This window comes from Gordonia sp. 852002-50816_SCH5313054-c, assembly GCF_001665925.1.
Lineage (GTDB): Bacteria > Actinomycetota > Actinomycetes > Mycobacteriales > Mycobacteriaceae > Gordonia > Gordonia jacobaea.
This window is the reverse complement of sequence record NZ_LZTE01000055.1, coordinates 94379-110516: the sequence shown is the minus strand read 5'-3', so window position 1 is coordinate 110516 and position 16138 is coordinate 94379. Positions and strand designations below refer to the sequence as shown.

Genomic DNA, 16138 nt, shown 5'->3' with positions numbered 1-16138 from the left:
TCCACTGCACCCGCGCCCAGCGGGCCAACAACCAGCAATTCCACTGCTGAGCAGTGCCCGGCTAACTTCGAAGAGCCGTCATACGTTCGATGCCTGCGACCAGTGCCATACTCAGCGCCAGGACGCCACTGATCACTCCAACCGCGATCGACGTCGTATTCCACCCAACCACCGCCGCCAGGACAATGGTGATCACAACCGGAACCCCTGCGACGACGCCCATCATCAAGTGACGGTTCCGGCTCAGCCAACCTCCCATAGCGGGCTATTCTCCTGCATCGCATCGGGTCAATGGTGGACATTTGTTGTCGGCCGATTCACGCGGTTTGGGCCGGTCTGTACTCTCCGAGTCCACGGACCCGACGAACAAACCTGACCGTAATATGCTCCAGTCATTGTGGTTCATCGTTGGGTGACTCCAGCGTTGGTGTTATCTCTAACATTGCTGAGTAGTCGTCGCCGTGTGACGGATTAGATTGTCCGATAGACGTGGGCGTCCCTCCGCAAGGTTTCACTTTCACGCGAGCGCCTCTAAGAGGTCAGCGTTGTCGCGCAGCTTTGCGATCGGTCCTCCCCAGTTCTTGGTCCGGAAGGCCCGCTGGCCAGCCACCTCGCTGACGGACACCCCGAGAGTGTCCGCAAGTGAACGTATTCCAGTGACAGACAGTAATACACAAGAGGGTGACGCCGTCGCGCTTGGCCGCCGATCGCGCTACGACGGCTGGTCGAGCCAGACAAGCCCACAGAGGCGGCTCGTGAAGTGGCTGCCAGTCCAGACTTTCTGACTGATGTGGCGTTGCAGTCCGGAAGAGTCGGCCTCCAGTCCAGAAACTGACCGCGCGCGGCACCTGCCCCGTGAGAGCCGAGACATCGACCTTCCCATAGTTGCGCGAACTGCGCTCAACTTTTTTCTCCGAATCGGGAACAACCCGGATCTGTGCACAGTTGGACCTATCGAGAAACCTGAGTCGGTCAGACTCAAGTAGACTTGACGCGGTGAGGCTCAACCAGTAGGACTTGAGTCGGACGCGCTGAAGTCTCTGGTCCCCGACCAGACGCAGGTTTGCATCGACCAACCCCCTCGGTCGTGCCGTCAGCTCGACCAGGGGACCGAGAACTTGGGTGCACACCCACAAACTAGGAGGAAATAACAGATGTCTCGTGCTGTTGGAATCGACCTCGGCACCACCAACTCCGTGGTGTCCGTGCTCGAGGGCGGCGAACCGACTGTCATCGCCAACGCCGAAGGCTCGCGGACCACTCCGTCCGTCGTCGCATTCGCGCGTAACGGTGAGGTACTCGTCGGGCAGCCCGCCAAGAACCAGGCCGTCACCAACGTCGACCGCACCATCCGGTCCGTCAAGCGCCACATGGGCGAGGGCGACTGGAACGTCGAGATCGACGACAAGAAGTACACCCCGCAGGAGATCAGCGCGCGCACGCTCATGAAGCTCAAGCGCGACGCCGAGTCCTACCTGGGTGAAGACGTCAGCGACGCGGTCATCACCGTGCCCGCATACTTCAACGACTCGCAGCGTCAGGCCACCAAAGAGGCCGGCCAGATCGCGGGCCTCAACGTCCTGCGTATCGTCAACGAGCCCACCGCTGCCGCACTGGCATACGGACTCGACAAGGGCGAGAAGGAACAGACCATCCTGGTCTTCGACCTCGGTGGCGGTACCTTCGACGTCTCGCTGCTCGAGATCGGCGACGGCGTCGTCGAGGTCCGTGCGACCTCCGGCGACAACAACCTCGGTGGTGACGACTGGGATCAGCGCATCGTCGACTGGCTCGTGGAGAAGTTCAAGAGCAGCTCCGGCATCGACCTGACCAAGGACAAGATGGCCATGCAGCGTCTGCGTGAGGCTGCCGAGAAGGCCAAGATCGAACTGTCTGCCTCGCAGAGCACCTCGATCAACCTGCCCTACATCACCGTCGACGCCGACAAGAACCCGCTCTTCCTCGACGAGCAGTTGAGCCGCAGCGAGTTCCAGAAGATCACCTCTGATCTGCTCGAGCGCACCCGCGCTCCGTTCCAGGCCGTCATCAAGGACGCAGGCATCTCCGTCGGCGACATCGATCACGTTGTGCTCGTTGGTGGTTCGACTCGTATGCCCGCCGTCACCGATCTGGTGAAGGAACTCACCGGAGGCCAGGAGCCCAACAAGGGCGTCAACCCCGACGAGGTCGTCGCGGTCGGTGCTGCTCTGCAGGCCGGCGTGCTCCGCGGTGAGGTGAAAGACGTTCTGCTGCTTGATGTCACCCCGCTGTCGCTCGGCATCGAGACCAAGGGCGGCGTGATGCACAAGCTGATCGAGCGCAACACCACGATCCCGACCAAGCGGTCGGAGACCTACACCACGGCCGAAGACAACCAGCCGTCGGTGCAGATCCAGGTCTATCAGGGTGAGCGCGAGATCGCCTCGCACAACAAGCTGCTCGGCTCGTTCGAGCTCGGCGGTATTGCTCCTGCGCCGCAGGGTGTTCCGCAGATCGAGGTGACCTTCGACATCGACGCCAACGGCATCGTGCACGTCACCGCGAAGGACAAGGGCACCGGCAAGGAGAACTCCATCCGCATCCAGGAGGGCTCGGGCCTGAGCAAGGACGAGATCGACCGGATGATCAAGGACGCAGAGGCCCACGCAGAAGAGGACCGCAAGCGTCGCGAGGAGGCCGAGACCCGCAACCAGGCCGAGTCGCTGGTCAACCAGACCGAGAAGTTCCTCAAGGACAACGAGGACAAGGTTCCCGGCGAGGTCAAGGACAAGGTCAACGCCGCGATCTCCGAGGCCAACGATGCCCTGAAGGGCACCGATATCTCGGCGATCAAGAGCGCGATCGAGAAGCTGTCCGCGGAGTCCCAGGAGATGGGCCAGGCGATCTATGCAGCATCTGCTGCTGAGTCGCAGAACGGCGCATCCGCCGAGGGTGCCACCGCAGACGCCGACAGCGACGTCGTCGACGCAGAGGTTGTCGACGAGCCGAACTCCGGGGACACCAAGTGACCTCACCGGAGCCCGAGCTCGACACGACTGCGGCAGACACCGCAGCAGTCGACGTGGAGTCGACGGTCGAACCGACCGCCGACCCCGCGTCGGGTTCGGAAGAGGCGACCGGCGGAAACTCGGCCGAGGTGGCCGAACTGACCGCCGCCCTGCAGCGTGAACGCGCACAGTTCGCCAACTACAAGCGGCGAACCGAAGAAGAGAAGCAGGGACGCGTCGCCTACGGCAAGCAGATCCTGATCGACAAGCTGCTACCGGTTCTCGACGACCTCGACCGTGCCCGCGAGCACGGCGATCTCGAGAGCGGACCGCTCAAGGGTGTGGCCGACAAGCTGATCGCCACACTCGACGCAGAGGGATTGGCGAAGTTCGGTGCGCCGGGCGATCCGTTTGATCCGGAACTGCACGAGGCCGTCCAAAATGACGGCAGCGGAACGGAACCCGTCATCGGCGCGGTCTACCGCGGCGGTTATCGGCTCGGCGACAAGGTGATCCGCACGGCGATGGTCACCGTGACCGACCCGGACCCGCAGACCGATCCCTCGGCACAGCCGAGTACGACCGGTCACAGTGGTGCACAATAATCACCTGCATATGCTCCGACGGCGCGTCGCGTGAGATGACGCGGCGCGCCGTCGGCGCAACAGGACGCCACAACCCACGACTTTTTCACAACTCAAGACCAGACAACTTCACACAACTACGAAGGAGGTGACGTCTGGTGGCTCCACAACGAGAATGGCTCGAACACGACTTCTACAAGGACCTGGGCGTTGCTTCTGACGCTTCGGCTGAAGAGATCAAGAAGGCTTACCGCAAGCTCGCTCGCGAGCTGCATCCCGATGCCAATCCGGGAGACAAGGAAGCCGAAGAACGATTCAAGCGGGTGTCTGAAGCCCACAGCGTGCTCTCCGACGCCGACAAGCGTAAGGAGTACGACGAGACCCGTGCCATGTTCGCCGGCGGTCAATTCCGCGGCGGCGGAAACGGTTTCCCGGGAGGGTTCCCCGGCGGCGGCGGGACTCGTTATTCGACGAGCAACGGTGCCGATTTCAACATCGGCGACCTCGGCGACCTGTTCGGTGGCGGAGGTGAATCGAGCGGCGGCTTCGGCGACTTGTTCGGCGATCTGTTCAACCGCGGAGGTTCGTCGCGCTCATCGACGGCAACGCGGCCGCGTCGCGGCAACGATCTCGAGACCGAGACGACGCTGTCGTTCAAGGATGCTGCGGTCGGTACGACCGTACCGCTCCGCGTAACAAGCCCGGCCCCCTGTACGACATGCCACGGAAGTGGCGCCAAGCCGGGTACTAGTCCGCGAGTCTGCCCGACCTGCAACGGATCCGGGCTGGTGAGCCGCAATCAGGGCGCGTTCGGTTTCAGTGAGCCGTGCCAGGATTGCCAGGGCACGGGATCGCGGATCGACGATCCGTGTAGCGACTGCGACGGCTCCGGCGTGAAGGTCAGGGCGCGCACCATCAACGTGCGTATCCCGGCAGGCGTCGAAGACGGACAACGAATTCGGTTGGCAGGCCAGGGCGAAGCGGGCCGACGCGGTGCACCGTCGGGCGACCTTTATGTGGTCGTCCACGTGACCGCCGACAAGATCTTCACCCGCAGCGGCAACGACCTCAAGGTTCAGCTGCCGGTCAGCTTCTCCGAATTGGTGCTCGGTGCAACGGTTTCCGTGCCGACGCTCGAGGGGTCGGTGGGAGTCAAGATCCCGCCGAACACCACAGACGGACGCACTTTGCGTGTCCGTGGACGTGGTGTGCCGAAGCGTTCCGGAGGCGCGGGCGACCTGTTGGTCACCGTGAAGGTCGAGGTGCCGGGCACACTCGACGACTCCGCGACCGAGGCACTCAAGAAGTACGCCGAGGCAGAGAAGGCGAGCGGATTCGACCCCCGTGCAGGATGGGGGCGATGAGCCATGGCGAGTCGAGACTTCGAGGATTCGAGCGCGACGTTCATGATCTCGGTCGCCGCCGAACTGGCAGGGATGCATGCGCAGACACTGCGCACGTATGACCGGCTCGGACTCGTCACGCCGCAACGCACGACGGGAGGCGGACGCCGCTACTCGCCGCGCGACGTCGAACTCCTGAGAGAGATCCAACGTCTCTCGCAGGAGGAAGGCGTCAACCTCGCGGGCATCAAGCGCATCATCGACCTCACCAATCAGGTCGACGCGCTCCAACAGCGAGTCGGTGAACTGCAGAGCCAAGTCGAGCAGTCCGGTCGCCGCGGTGGCGAGTTGGTGCCGGTCCCACGCACGAGCGCGTTGGTCGTCTGGCAACCACGACGCACCAAGCGCAAAGACTGATCAGACGCTGTTTTCTACCCATGCTCCCCGACGGCCGGTTGGCCGCCGGGGAGCACACGTTAGGCTGACTTCTCACAGCAACGTGGGGAGTCAACGGTGACACAGCCGACCGGGACGCAGGCATCAGGCGCAGGGCCGACAGGGCCGGTGTCCCTGGGCGTGTCTGTTGTCGGCGACGAGATCGCGTCGGTCGTCATTCGCTCCGGCGCCGGCGGTGCAGACGAGATCGCGGCCAGCAATCTCGTCGATCTGCCCGATTACCTCCCCGAATCGGCGGCCGCGGCCATCACGGAACTGGTCGAGTCGGTCCCGTTCGAGGTCGATCACCTCATCGTTTCCTGCTCGCGTCCGAGCACCCGCAACTATCTCGCGCAGGCCTTCACGCCCGGACCGTCGACGCCGCCCTGGTACCGGATCACCAGCGTCGACGACATCGCGGGCGCCATGCTCGCCGTCGCGCGCTCGTCTCCGGGCGGGGCAGGCGTGACGGCTGTGGTGAACCTTGCACGCACAGGCGAGCCCGCCGACGGCGTGTGCGTGGCGCTCGTCGACAACACCACCGGCCAGCTGCTCGACACCCGCGACAACTCGACGCTCGAGGGGATTCCGGTCACCGATGCACAGGGCGCCGACGATGTCGCCCGACTGATCCTCGACGCCGATGGCGGCTCCCGGTTGAGCTCCGTCGTCTGCACCGGGTCGGGCGCGGAATTGCCCGGCGTTGCGCCTGCGCTCGAATATGCGGTCACACGCCCGGTGTCGATTGCCGAGATGCCTGCTCTCGCTCTTGCCGCGGGCGCTGCCGCCACCCCGGCGAAGACGACGGTGTTGCCGGCAGGCGACTCGGAACAGGTCGCGTATGCCGCCGCAGCACCCACGCGCGCTCCTCGCGATGCGACAGGGCTGCGCTGGTGGGCGCTGGGCGCGGCGATCGGGGTCGCCGTGCTACTCGGCGCAATCGGGCTGACCGCACTGCACGCCAGCAACGACAACGAGAGCGCCACACCGAACACCACGCCGTCCACGGTGACGGTCACCGACACCCCGCAACAGGCAACCGTCACGCGCGAGGGCGACGCCGTCACCGAAACGCAGACCGAGACCAGGAGCGAGGTCCGCACGACGACGGTCCGACCGCCGACGGTCACCAGGACGGTGGAAGCCCCGGCGGGTACCGAGACAGAGACCGCGACGGTCACCGAGACCTCCACGGTCACTGTCACCGTGCCCGGGCAGTCCGAAGGCGGCGGCGAGCAAGGGCAGGGGACAGGCGAGAACTGAGGTCGCTGTGGCGCCGTCAGAACACGGGATCGGATTGGATTCTGCTCGCCCGCACGCCGGCGATGATGAGTCGACGACGCGTGGCCGTCACCATCTGCGGAGAGCCGACGACGAGCGCCTGATGGCCGCTCCAATCTGTCTCTGCCGCAACAACATCTGGCAGCACACCGATCCGGTGATCGACGCCGAGTTCCTCGGGTGATGCGATCGAGTTCAACCACCACGGGTCGTCGGTCTCCTGCGACACCGCAGTAACGCGCAGCCAGGGATTGGTCGACGCGATGCGCGCCAGCACCGCCAGATCGTAGAGTTCGCCGGGGTAGCGCATGCCGTAGAAGATGTGCGTCGACGGCGAGTCGGCCCGCTTCGACATCTCGATCAGCAGCGCGCGCAGCGGAGCGAGTCCGGTACCGCCCGCGACCATGAGGACGTCGTGGTCCCGTTCGATGTGCAGTGTTCCGTGGTGCTGCGCCAGCTTCCAGACATCGCCGACGCGCGTCGTCGACACGATCGCAGAACTCACGACGCCACCGGGAACGGCGCGGACGTGGAATTCGATCTCGCCATCGTCATTGGGTGGAATCGCAGGCGAGAGATGCCGCCACTCGTGCGGCCATTGCGGAATTGCCACCTCGAGGTACTGCCCGACCGAAAAGCGCAGCGGATCGGCGCTGACGAGCCGCACGACGGCGAGGTCGCGGGTGATCCGATACTTCTCGACCACCTGCGCGGTCCAGGTCGGCGGCCCGGACGCCATCTCGGCCGCACCTCGCATCACGCCGGTGGTCAACATCATCGCCTGGGTGACTGTCTCCTCGGTGTCGCCGTCCCAGTAGCCGTCGAGCAGCGCGCGGAACTCACCGATGAGCGCGGTGCACATCAGGGGGTAGTGCGCAGGCAGCACGCCGAACTTGCGGTGATCGCGCCCGAGCTGTGCGAGCAGTTCGACGAGGTCGGTGTGGCCGTCGTCGGCCGGAATCACTTCGAGGGCGTGGTCGATCACTCCGAAGAACGCCTCACGCAGATGCGACATCTGCGCGGGAAAAAGGTCGCGAAGGTCGGGATCGAGAGCAAAAAGGCGCGTGAAGACGCCGCGCGTGAACGCGTCGGGGTCGCGTCCGATGACCTGACGCACGTGGTGCAGCGCGTGGCGCGAGTGCCCGCCCATGCTCACCTCCGATCGTGTGGCCTCGTCGACAACCTCCTTATTCTGCCCCCTCGTCGGCGCGGGGTGCCCGAGGCGGCGAAAGGTGTGTCAGTGGAAAGAATCCGCACCTTCCAGACAGCCAATTGATCCAAAAATATGCAGGATGTGGGATCCTGTACTTGTGGTCTCCCTGGAAAACGTGCTTCCGGGAATCGTCGACGCGCATATGTTGCAATGGAATCCGCGTCAGACTCCTTGGCGGGCAAAGGGCCTCGCGCGGGTACGACGACTCACGCCGTGGCTCGGCGAACGCGCATTCACCCTGCTGGTCTCGCAGGCCGACAGAGAATACGTTCTGACGCCGTCGGTCATCGCGCGCCCCTACGAGACCGAACACTATGTCAAAGACATCGCGGGAGTGCCCACGGTCGCAGGCGCCGCGATCGACACCGTCATCGTCGCCGATTCCCACTGGCGGGCATACGCGGGCGACATCGACATGATTTCCGACGTCGAGGCCGAGGAACTATCGGAAACCCGCTACACAATCGGGCTTCCCTTCGGTCGCGACGGTGCCCCGCGGCTGGGAGCGATCATCGTGCACGGCGATCCGAGTTCGCCCAACTTTGCGACGCAACTCGACGCACAACTCGACATCACGCCTCTCGTGCGCGCAGTCCGAGTGCTTGCAGCACGCCATCCCGATCCACGCGTCCGTGATTCGACGCCGGATGATGGTCTGCTGGCGTCGACGTCCGCACTACGCGGCTTCGGTGAGGCGGTGCGTCGGGGCCTGGTGTTGGAGGCGTTTGTCTATTCACATCAGCTCTACGACGTGATCAGTTTGGCGCGCGAGTATCCCGAGGCCACGGTCGTCGTCGACCACATCGGAGCGCCGGTGGGTGTTTTCGGACCGATGGGTGTGCGGACCGGCAACACTGCCGCGGCGCGTGCAGACATCATGCGCCTGTGGCATGAGCGGGTGGTGAGCCTTGCCGCGCAACCGAATATCGTGATGAAGCTGTCCGGATTGGCGATGCCGATTCTCGGTTACGGACACGACCCCCATGGCAACATCGGGAGCCGGAAGACCCTCGCCGAGATGATCGGTCCCCTCATCGGGCACATGGTGAGCCATTTCGGATCGGAACGACTTCTCTTCGGGTCCAACTTTCCCCTCGACCGGCCCAATGCGACCATGTCGATGGTCGTCGGCGCACTCCTCGACGTACTCAGTCCGTGGGGAGACGATCTCTTGCGAAAGGTCCTCCGCGACAACGCTCTACGTGTGTACAACGTCGACGACGCCCCCCACGGCCAGGCGTGAGGGGCGTCGTACGAAAAGAACTGCTATTTGTCCTCGGGGCCTTCCGGAACCGGAGGCTCGGGCATGACGGGGTATTCGCCGGTGTAGCCCTGGCGCTGCGCCGCGAGTGCCAGCACCTTCGACCGGCAGGCATACCAGCCCGCGACCAGCAGTGGCGCTCCGACGATGATCGCGATGAGATTCCAGATGTCGTCGTAACACATCAGGACGACCACCGCCGCGAGGAAGATCAGGGTGGCGTAGCTGGTGTACGGCGTGCCCGGGAGTCGGAATGAAGGCCGTGTGAGTATGCCCTTCTTCTCCCACCGGTACAGCTGGATCTGACAGGCGACGATCATCGCCCACGTGGAGATGATTCCGAGTGCGGAGAGGTCGAGCGCGATGTTGAAGGCGTCTTCGGGAACGAACAGGTTGAGGATGACACCGAGGAAGGTCAGCGCTCCTGTCAGCGCGATGCCACCGAACGGAACGCCGTTCCTGTTCATCTTGCCGGTGAATGACGGTGCAGTTCCGTTGAGCGCCATGGAGCGCAGGGTGCGGCCCGTCGAGTACAGGCCTGCGTTGAGACTCGACATCGCCGCAGTGAGCACGACGAGGTTCATGATCCCGCCCGCCGCCGGTACGCCGATCTTCGAGAAGAAGGTGACGAACGGACTCTCGTCGGCCTTGTAGGTGGTGTAGGGAAGTAGCAGGGCGAGAACGATCAGGGACCCCACGTAGAACACGGCGATACGCAGGATCACCGAGTTGATCGCTCGCGGCATCACTTTCGCCGGCTCGGCGGTCTCACCCGCAGCGGTGCCGACCAATTCGACTGCGGCATAGGCAAAGATGACGCCCGACGTCACGATCACCAACGAGAACAATCCCGTGGGGAACATTCCGCCGTTGTCGGAGATGACGCTGAACCCGGTCGAGGCGCCCTCGATGTCGAAACGTCCTGCGAGGAAGACGATTCCGACGACGAGGAACGTCACGAGTGCGGTGACCTTGATGATCGACGCCCAGAATTCCATCTCACCGAAGAGTTTGACCGAGATGATGTTCATGGTCAGCACGATGCAGAGGGCGATGAGCGCGATCAGCCATTGCGGGATCGCCCCGAACATTCCCCAGTAGTGCACGTAGAGTGCCACGGCCGTGACGTCGACGATCGCGGTGGCGGCCCAGTTGAAGAAGTAGAGCCAGCCGGTGACGAATGCTGTTTTCTCACCGAAGAATTCGCGCGCGTAGGAGACGAACGATCCCGATGAGGGTCGGTGGAGGACGAGTTCGCCGAGTGCGCGGAGGATGAAGAAGACGAAGACGCCGCACACGGCGTAGGTGATGAACAGGCCGGGGCCTGCGTCGTGGAGGCGGGAGCCCGCACCCATGAACAGGCCGGTTCCGATCGCGCCACCGATGGCGATCATCTGGATCTGCCGCGGTTTGAGTGCCTTCTGATAGCCCTCGTCCTCGTGGGCGAGTGCTGAATTGTCGTACTGCGTCGTTGGTTCGGCTGTCATGGCTCCCCGTGCGCTTGTGGACGATAGACCGTGTGGACAACGTGGACGGCCCCTGACGCTATCGGCTCTTCGCTACGTCGAGATGACGCAGAATGTTAACGATCTCGACACCCAATGGCCGTCGATTTGACGGCGCGCCGGCCCAATTGTGTTGAGACGCGGGCCGAATGCCGATTCGATGTCCGATTTAACAATCGAAGAACTGTGTCGTGTGTCACAGATCGAAAGCGGGTCGGGCGTCTCAGAATGTCGCTCGGGCGCCGCTCTCAGGGGCGACGCCACGGCCGGCGCCCCGCGGCGGGCTGAGGGACCGGGACGTCGCGGAGGTTGCGGGCGACGATGTCGGCAAACTCGCTGCACGTCGAGTAGCGATCGGCCGGCTTCTTGGCGAGGGCCTTGGCGAATACCGAATTGAGCGCCGATGGAAGCCATGGTCGACGTCGGGTCAGCAACGGCGGGTCGTCGCGCAGATGTGCGTTGGTGATGCCGAACGCCGTCGCACGTGGGTAAGGCGGAGCGCCGGTGAGGAGTTCGGTGAGCGTGCAGGCGAAGGCGTATTCGTCGGTTGCCGGTGAGAGTTGCTTGGCCTGAAGGAGTTCCGGAGACGCGTAGGCGATCGATCCCTGGACTCGGCCGTTGCGCGCGAGTGGCCGATTGTCGTCGACGAGCTGCGCGATGCCGAAGTCGGAGAGCAACGCGTCGGTGTCGGGGCGCGATGAGGTCAGCAGGATGTTGGCGGGCTTGACGTCGCGATGCAAGACGTCGCGGGAGTGCGCGAAATCGATTGCCGCCGCGATCTGTTTGGCCACATGGACAATGGTCGGTACTGCCGGTTCGGTTGTCGGCGAGGGGATCAGGGCGACCGCGGCGGGGCCGTCGACGTATTGCATGGCGATCCACAGCGTCGGCGGAACACGGTCTGCGGGGACGCCGAGAGCCTGTGCTCGGCGGTTCGTCTGTGCGTCGGGTTGGATCTTCCCGCGCGTGTACATCTCGACGATGTTCGGGTGGTGGAGTCGGGATGCGATGGTGAACTCACGCTCGAAACGTTCGGCAGCGCGGGTATTGCCGGTTTCATCGGAATGCAGCACCTTGAGCGCCTCAGGGGTGCGCTCGTCGCCACGGTGAACGCGGTAAACATCAGCACTACTGCCGCTACCCACCAGCGCATCGATGGTGTAGCCGGCCACGTCGCTTCCCGGCTGGTACACCTCGTCAGGGTATCCGCGCGGTGACCATCGGGTGGAGCTGCGGTCCGATGGGCATCGTTTGCACCGAATGAGCGGTCCGTCCAACACGCTCATCGATGATGGTCACGAAGCCTAGGCTTGGGGATTATGAGCAGTGCGCCACTCGACGAACTGATCGCCTCGCTCGGCGATCAGATGGTCGTCACCGACCCCGACATCCTTGCCGGCTACCGCCACGATCGTGCCAACGATCCCGACGCCGGCACGCCGATGGCACTCATCCGCCCCGTGACGACGGCCGACGTCCAGGTCGTCGTGCGATGGTGTGCCGCCCACGGGATTCCGGTGATCACCCGCGGCGCCGGAACGAGCCTGTCCGGCGGGGCCACGGCGGTCGACGGTGCAGTGATGCTCTCGACCGAGAAGATGCGGAATCTGACGATCGATACCGCGACCCGCACGGCGGTGTCGCAGCCGGGCTTGTTGAACGCCGAGGTCAAAGCCGCCGCCGCGGCACACGGCCTCTGGTATCCGCCCGATCCGTCGTCGTTCGAGATCTGTTCCATCGGAGGAAATGTCGCCACCAACGCGGGTGGACTCTGCTGCGTGAAGTACGGCGTCACCACTGACTATGTGCTCGGACTCGAGGTAGTCCTCGCCGACGGCCGCGCGATCAGGATCGGCGGCAAACAGCTCAAGGATTCGGCGGGGCTGCCGCTGACGAAGCTGTTCGTCGGCAGTGAGGGTCTGCTGGGCATTGTCACCGAGGTGACGCTGCGGCTGCTGCCGCCGCAGGCGTCGGCGTGCACGGTGGTCGGAACGTTCGCGTCGGTGCACCACGCGAGTGAAGCGGTACTCGCGATCACCGCCAAGATCCGACCGGCCATGCTCGAATTCATGGACTCTGTGTCGATCAACGCCGTCGAGGACATGCTCAAGATGGGTCTCGATCGGGAGGCCGGAGCCCTGTTGGTCGCCCAATCCGACGCTCCGGGACCAGCGGGCATCGCTGAGGTGGAACTGATCGAGAAGGCGTTCTCCGGGTGCGGAGCGACCGAGGTGTTCGCGACATCCGACCCCGCCGAGGGTGAGGCGTTCACCGCTGCGCGCCGCGCGGCGATTCCGGCCGTCGAACGGCTCGGATCGTTGCTGCTCGAGGACGTCGGGGTCCCGCTGCCCGCCCTGCCGGAGCTGATTGACGGGGTCGAGGCCATTGCCGCGCAGAACAAGGTGATGATCTCGGTCATCGCGCACGCGGGCGACGGCAACACACATCCGTTGATCGTGTTCGATCCTGCGGACGCCGACGAGAGCGCGCGTGCGCAGACGGCCTTCGGCCAGGTCATGGATCTTGCGATCGGTCTCGGCGGGACGATCACCGGCGAGCACGGCGTCGGGCGATTGAAGAAGGGATGGCTGCCTGATCAGCTCGGACCTGATGTCATGGAACTCACAGCGAGGATCAAAGCTGCCCTGGATCCGGAGGGGCTACTCAACCCCGGTGTGCTTCTCTAGGGTGAAACAACACCGGTCCGCATGTCGCAACGCCCCCTCTGTGCTGCGACATGCGGACCGGGATCGAGCACAGCTATCGTCTTCAAGTTGAAGGCGCTGACTCCAAGTTTGTACCGCTGAGGACACTGTAATCACCTTTTGCACAACCATCCATCGAGAATATCCGGACAATTGTCAATCTCAGGTTGATAATGGGAGCTATGACGAGTTCATCTGATCGTGACCTGGACCTTCGCCGTCTCAGAATGTTCGTCGAAGTAATCGAAGCGCCGTCATTACGTGTTGCTGCCGAGCGTCTGTTCATCTCGCAGCAGGCGCTGTCGTCGGCGATCAGGGATCTCGAGCGGCAGCTCGGTGTGCAGTTGTTCTCGCGGTCGCGTCGATCGCTCACGCCGACTGCTGCTGGGACAGCGCTGTACGAGGGTTCGGTCCCACTGCTCGCAGGCGGCTCGCACCTTGCGTCGGAAGTGCGGATGGTCGACGCACAGAATCCCGATCCCTACGTGATCGGATACACCCAGGGCCTGGCGCCGTCGGAGGTCTTCCAGGTGATCGAGGGGGCCGTGCAGCAGGACTCGACGATGCCGATCACCGTCCGTCCGGTTGCCGCGGAGTTCATTCGCGAGGAGTTGCTCGCCGGGAGCATCGACCTCGCGCTCGCGCGCACGGTCGAGGCTCCGCCAGACCTCGCGGGCGCGATCGCGACAAGTCACGAACTGCGTCTTGCCGTCAATGCGCGCCACCCGCTCGCGCAGAACGAGACCTGCGCGATGAAGGATGTCGCGTCGTGTCAGATCGTGATCCCCGAGCTCGAACCCGACTACACCAACATGATCGTGTCGTACTGCCGTCGCGCCGGCTTCGAACCCGAGATCATCGTCTCCAACCTCCGTGGCACCCCGCCGCACACGTCGGTGATCGCACACCCGCAAGCGGTCGCGTTTGTCACCAACCAGCCCGGCTGGCTCTACGACGACCAGATCCGCGTGATCTCGTTCGAGAATCCACCGCTGACCCCCGTCATGGCGATGTGGCTGCCCAACACCGCACCGCGCATGCGTAACCGCATCCTCGACGCTGTGGGCGTCAGTGCCGTTGCAGAATCGCAGTGAGATCTGCACCGACGGGGAGCGTGCCGTACTCGGCTCCACGATCGTCGCCCAGTCGAGCCTCGATGAAAGCATCCGAGACGGGCGTCGGCGAAAACCGAACCAGCAGTGAGGCTTCGAGAGCCAGAGCCATGGATTCGACGACGCGCCGCGCTCGACGCTGAGCCGACGACGCGTCGAGCGTTGCCAACTCGGAGAGCTGCGCTCGGACGTTGTCGAGGTGAGTGTCGAGGATTGTGCTCGCGCCGCGAGCGAGGTTGACCTCTGCATCGAATGCGGCGATCGATTCGGGTTCGCGTGTCATCGCGCGCAGCACGTCGAGTGCGATGACGTTGCCCGAGCCCTCCCAGACGGCCATCACCGGCTGCTCGCGGTAGCGCATGGCCAAGGGGAAATCCTCGGTATATCCGTTTCCGCCAAGGCATTCCAGTGCCTCGTAGGCGTGGTGCGGACCGCGCTTGCAGATCCAGTACTTGGCGACGGCGGTGCCGAGACGGCGGAAGGCGCGCTCGGTGTCGTCGGCGTCCTCGTCGTGTGCCCGTGCGAGGCGCATCGCCGTGACGGTTGCGGCTTCGGACTCGATCGCCAGATCGGCGAGCACCGCAGCCATGGCCGGTTGGTCGGCGAGCGTTGCTCCGAATGCCGCGCGATGACGGGCGTGCCAGGTGGCCTCGGCGACCGATTGCCGCATACCGGCGGCGCTGCCGAGCACGCAGTCGAGTCGTGTCTGGGCGACCATCTCGATGATTGTGCGTACGCCGCGGCCAGGCTCGCCGACCATCAACGCGACGGTGCCGTCGAGTTCGATCTCGCTCGACGCGTTGGACTTGTTGCCGAGCTTGTTCTTCAGCCGCTGGATGCGGAACGAGTTGCGGGTGCCGTCGGGCAGGATTCGGGGGAGCAGGAAGCACGAGAGTCCGTCTCCGCCAGCACCTTCCGCCTGGGCGAGGACGAGAAACGCGTCGGACATCGGTGCCGAGCAGAACCACTTGTGACCGGTCAGTAGGTACTCCGCACCCGGACCGCCAGCGCCGACCGGCCGGGCGACGGTGGTGTTGGCGCGGACGTCGGAACCGCCCTGCTTCTCCAACATCGACATACCGAAGATCGCCGAGGGCTTGTCGGCGGACAGCTCGGGAGAATAGCTGCGCGACAGCGCCTTTGGCACCCACTGGGCCGCGACGTCTGGCTGCAGCTCCAGCGACGGGATCACCGCGTGCGTCATCGACACCGGGCATGCGTGTCCCGGCTCGATCTGTCCGAAGAGCATGAAGATCGCCGCACGGGCGACGTGCGAACCCGGCTGCGGGTCGGCCCAGCAGCGGGTGTGCGCGCCGTGCTCGACCGCTGCGGCGATGATGCGGTGATAACTCGGGTGGTACTCCACCTCGTCGATCCGGTTGCCCCAGCGGTCAAAGGTGTGCAGTTCGGGCGTGATGGTGTTTGCCAGCTTGGCGTCGTGCTGGAACTGCGCGCTGCCGACGAGTGTGCCCACCTCGGTGAGTTCGCCTGTGGCCCAAGCGGCGTCGTGCCGGTTGACGGCCTCGACGAGCACGGTGTTGAGCTCGTACTCATTGATGTCGACACGCGGGGCCGACTGGTTGAACACCGTGTGCGTCACGTGCGGCCGCGGCTGCGTGGTCGGGGTGGTGGAAGTCATCGTGATGCCTTTCGTCGATCGCCGCGCGCGGGTTGGTCGGGCTCTCCCCGCTGCCCCCGCTGGTCGGGCTGCC

The 16138-nt window shown here is 64.4% G+C and carries 13 protein-coding genes; 9 read left to right on the top strand and 4 right to left on the bottom strand.

All coding sequences use genetic code 11. The features are described from left to right. Positions 1 to 89 precede the first annotated feature (89 nt). From A5788_RS23860 to A5788_RS13320, 6 genes are all read left to right on the top strand, one after another. Positions 90 to 233 (top strand): hypothetical protein, encoded by a 144-nt coding sequence (locus A5788_RS23860; protein ID WP_156525520.1) that lies wholly within the window; start codon positions 90 to 92, stop codon positions 231 to 233. 921 nt (positions 234 to 1154) lie between these two features. Continuing rightward, complete coding sequence (dnaK, locus tag A5788_RS13340; RefSeq protein WP_064866029.1) at positions 1155 to 3008, top strand: molecular chaperone DnaK; 1854 nt, start codon at positions 1155 to 1157, stop codon at positions 3006 to 3008. Further along, positions 3005 to 3592, top strand: a complete 588-nt coding sequence (gene grpE, locus A5788_RS13335) for a nucleotide exchange factor GrpE (protein ID WP_049700452.1) — start codon at positions 3005 to 3007, stop codon at positions 3590 to 3592. Before dnaK ends, grpE begins: the two co-directional genes overlap by 4 nt. 137 nt (positions 3593 to 3729) lie before the next feature. After that, a complete protein-coding gene (gene dnaJ / locus A5788_RS13330; RefSeq protein WP_064866027.1) occupies positions 3730 to 4935 on the top strand; it encodes a molecular chaperone DnaJ in 1206 nt (401 codons plus the stop codon). A 3-nt stretch (positions 4936 to 4938) separates the two neighbouring features. Further along, positions 4939 to 5331, top strand: a complete 393-nt coding sequence (locus A5788_RS13325; protein ID WP_049700454.1) for a heat shock protein transcriptional repressor HspR — start codon at positions 4939 to 4941, stop codon at positions 5329 to 5331. A gap of 96 nt (positions 5332 to 5427) precedes the next feature. Beyond that, positions 5428 to 6612 (top strand): hypothetical protein, encoded by a 1185-nt coding sequence (locus A5788_RS13320; RefSeq protein ID WP_064866025.1) that lies wholly within the window; start codon positions 5428 to 5430, stop codon positions 6610 to 6612. 16 nt (positions 6613 to 6628) lie between these two features. On the opposite strand, the gene A5788_RS13315 is transcribed toward A5788_RS13320, so the two are convergent. Next, positions 6629 to 7780, bottom strand: coding sequence for an FAD-binding oxidoreductase (locus A5788_RS13315; protein WP_064866022.1), 1152 nt, complete (start codon positions 7778 to 7780; stop codon positions 6629 to 6631). Between the two features lie 142 nt (positions 7781 to 7922). Here A5788_RS13315 and A5788_RS13310 point away from each other — a divergent pair, with 142 nt between their 5' ends. Then, positions 7923 to 9086: an amidohydrolase family protein gene (locus A5788_RS13310; RefSeq protein WP_082937971.1), complete on the top strand. Its 1164-nt coding sequence runs from the start codon at positions 7923 to 7925 to the stop codon at positions 9084 to 9086. Positions 9087 to 9109: 23 nt separating this feature from the next. On the opposite strand, the gene A5788_RS13305 is transcribed toward A5788_RS13310, so the two are convergent. Both A5788_RS13305 and A5788_RS13300 read right to left on the bottom strand, forming a co-directional pair. After that, complete coding sequence (locus A5788_RS13305; protein ID WP_064866019.1) at positions 9110 to 10591, bottom strand: amino acid permease; 1482 nt, start codon at positions 10589 to 10591, stop codon at positions 9110 to 9112. Between the two features lie 266 nt (positions 10592 to 10857). Beyond that, on the bottom strand, positions 10858 to 11802 hold the full coding sequence (locus tag A5788_RS13300) for a serine/threonine-protein kinase (RefSeq protein WP_049700459.1): 945 nt from the start codon (positions 11800 to 11802) through the stop codon (positions 10858 to 10860). 126 nt (positions 11803 to 11928) lie between these two features. On the opposite strand from A5788_RS13300, the gene A5788_RS13295 reads away from it, so the two are divergent. Both A5788_RS13295 and A5788_RS13290 read left to right on the top strand, forming a co-directional pair. Then, positions 11929 to 13296, top strand: a complete 1368-nt coding sequence (locus A5788_RS13295) for an FAD-binding oxidoreductase (RefSeq protein ID WP_064866017.1) — start codon at positions 11929 to 11931, stop codon at positions 13294 to 13296. Positions 13297 to 13496: 200 nt separating this feature from the next. Then, a complete protein-coding gene (locus A5788_RS13290) occupies positions 13497 to 14408 on the top strand; it encodes a LysR family transcriptional regulator (protein WP_269449572.1) in 912 nt (303 codons plus the stop codon). Here A5788_RS13290 and A5788_RS13285 read toward each other — a convergent pair. Continuing rightward, a complete protein-coding gene (locus A5788_RS13285) occupies positions 14383 to 16065 on the bottom strand; it encodes an acyl-CoA dehydrogenase family protein (RefSeq protein WP_064866014.1) in 1683 nt (560 codons plus the stop codon). The genes A5788_RS13290 and A5788_RS13285 overlap by 26 nt on opposite strands. Positions 16066 to 16138 lie beyond the last annotated feature (73 nt).

Coding starts and splice junctions, on each gene's coding strand:
- dnaK (WP_064866029.1), top strand. CDS start 1,155: ATGTCTCGTGCTGTTGGAATCGACCTCGGCACCACCAACTCCGTGGTG.
- A5788_RS23860 (WP_156525520.1), top strand. CDS start 90: ATGCCTGCGACCAGTGCCATACTCAGCGCCAGGACGCCACTGATCACT.
- A5788_RS13325 (WP_049700454.1), top strand. CDS start 4,939: ATGGCGAGTCGAGACTTCGAGGATTCGAGCGCGACGTTCATGATCTCG.
- A5788_RS13285 (WP_064866014.1), bottom strand. CDS start 16,065: ATGACTTCCACCACCCCGACCACGCAGCCGCGGCCGCACGTGACGCAC.
- A5788_RS13315 (WP_064866022.1), bottom strand. CDS start 7,780: ATGGGCGGGCACTCGCGCCACGCGCTGCACCACGTGCGTCAGGTCATC.
- A5788_RS13305 (WP_064866019.1), bottom strand. CDS start 10,591: ATGACAGCCGAACCAACGACGCAGTACGACAATTCAGCACTCGCCCAC.
- A5788_RS13295 (WP_064866017.1), top strand. CDS start 11,929: ATGAGCAGTGCGCCACTCGACGAACTGATCGCCTCGCTCGGCGATCAG.
- A5788_RS13310 (WP_082937971.1), top strand. CDS start 7,923: ATGTGGGATCCTGTACTTGTGGTCTCCCTGGAAAACGTGCTTCCGGGA.
- A5788_RS13290 (WP_269449572.1), top strand. CDS start 13,497: ATGACGAGTTCATCTGATCGTGACCTGGACCTTCGCCGTCTCAGAATG.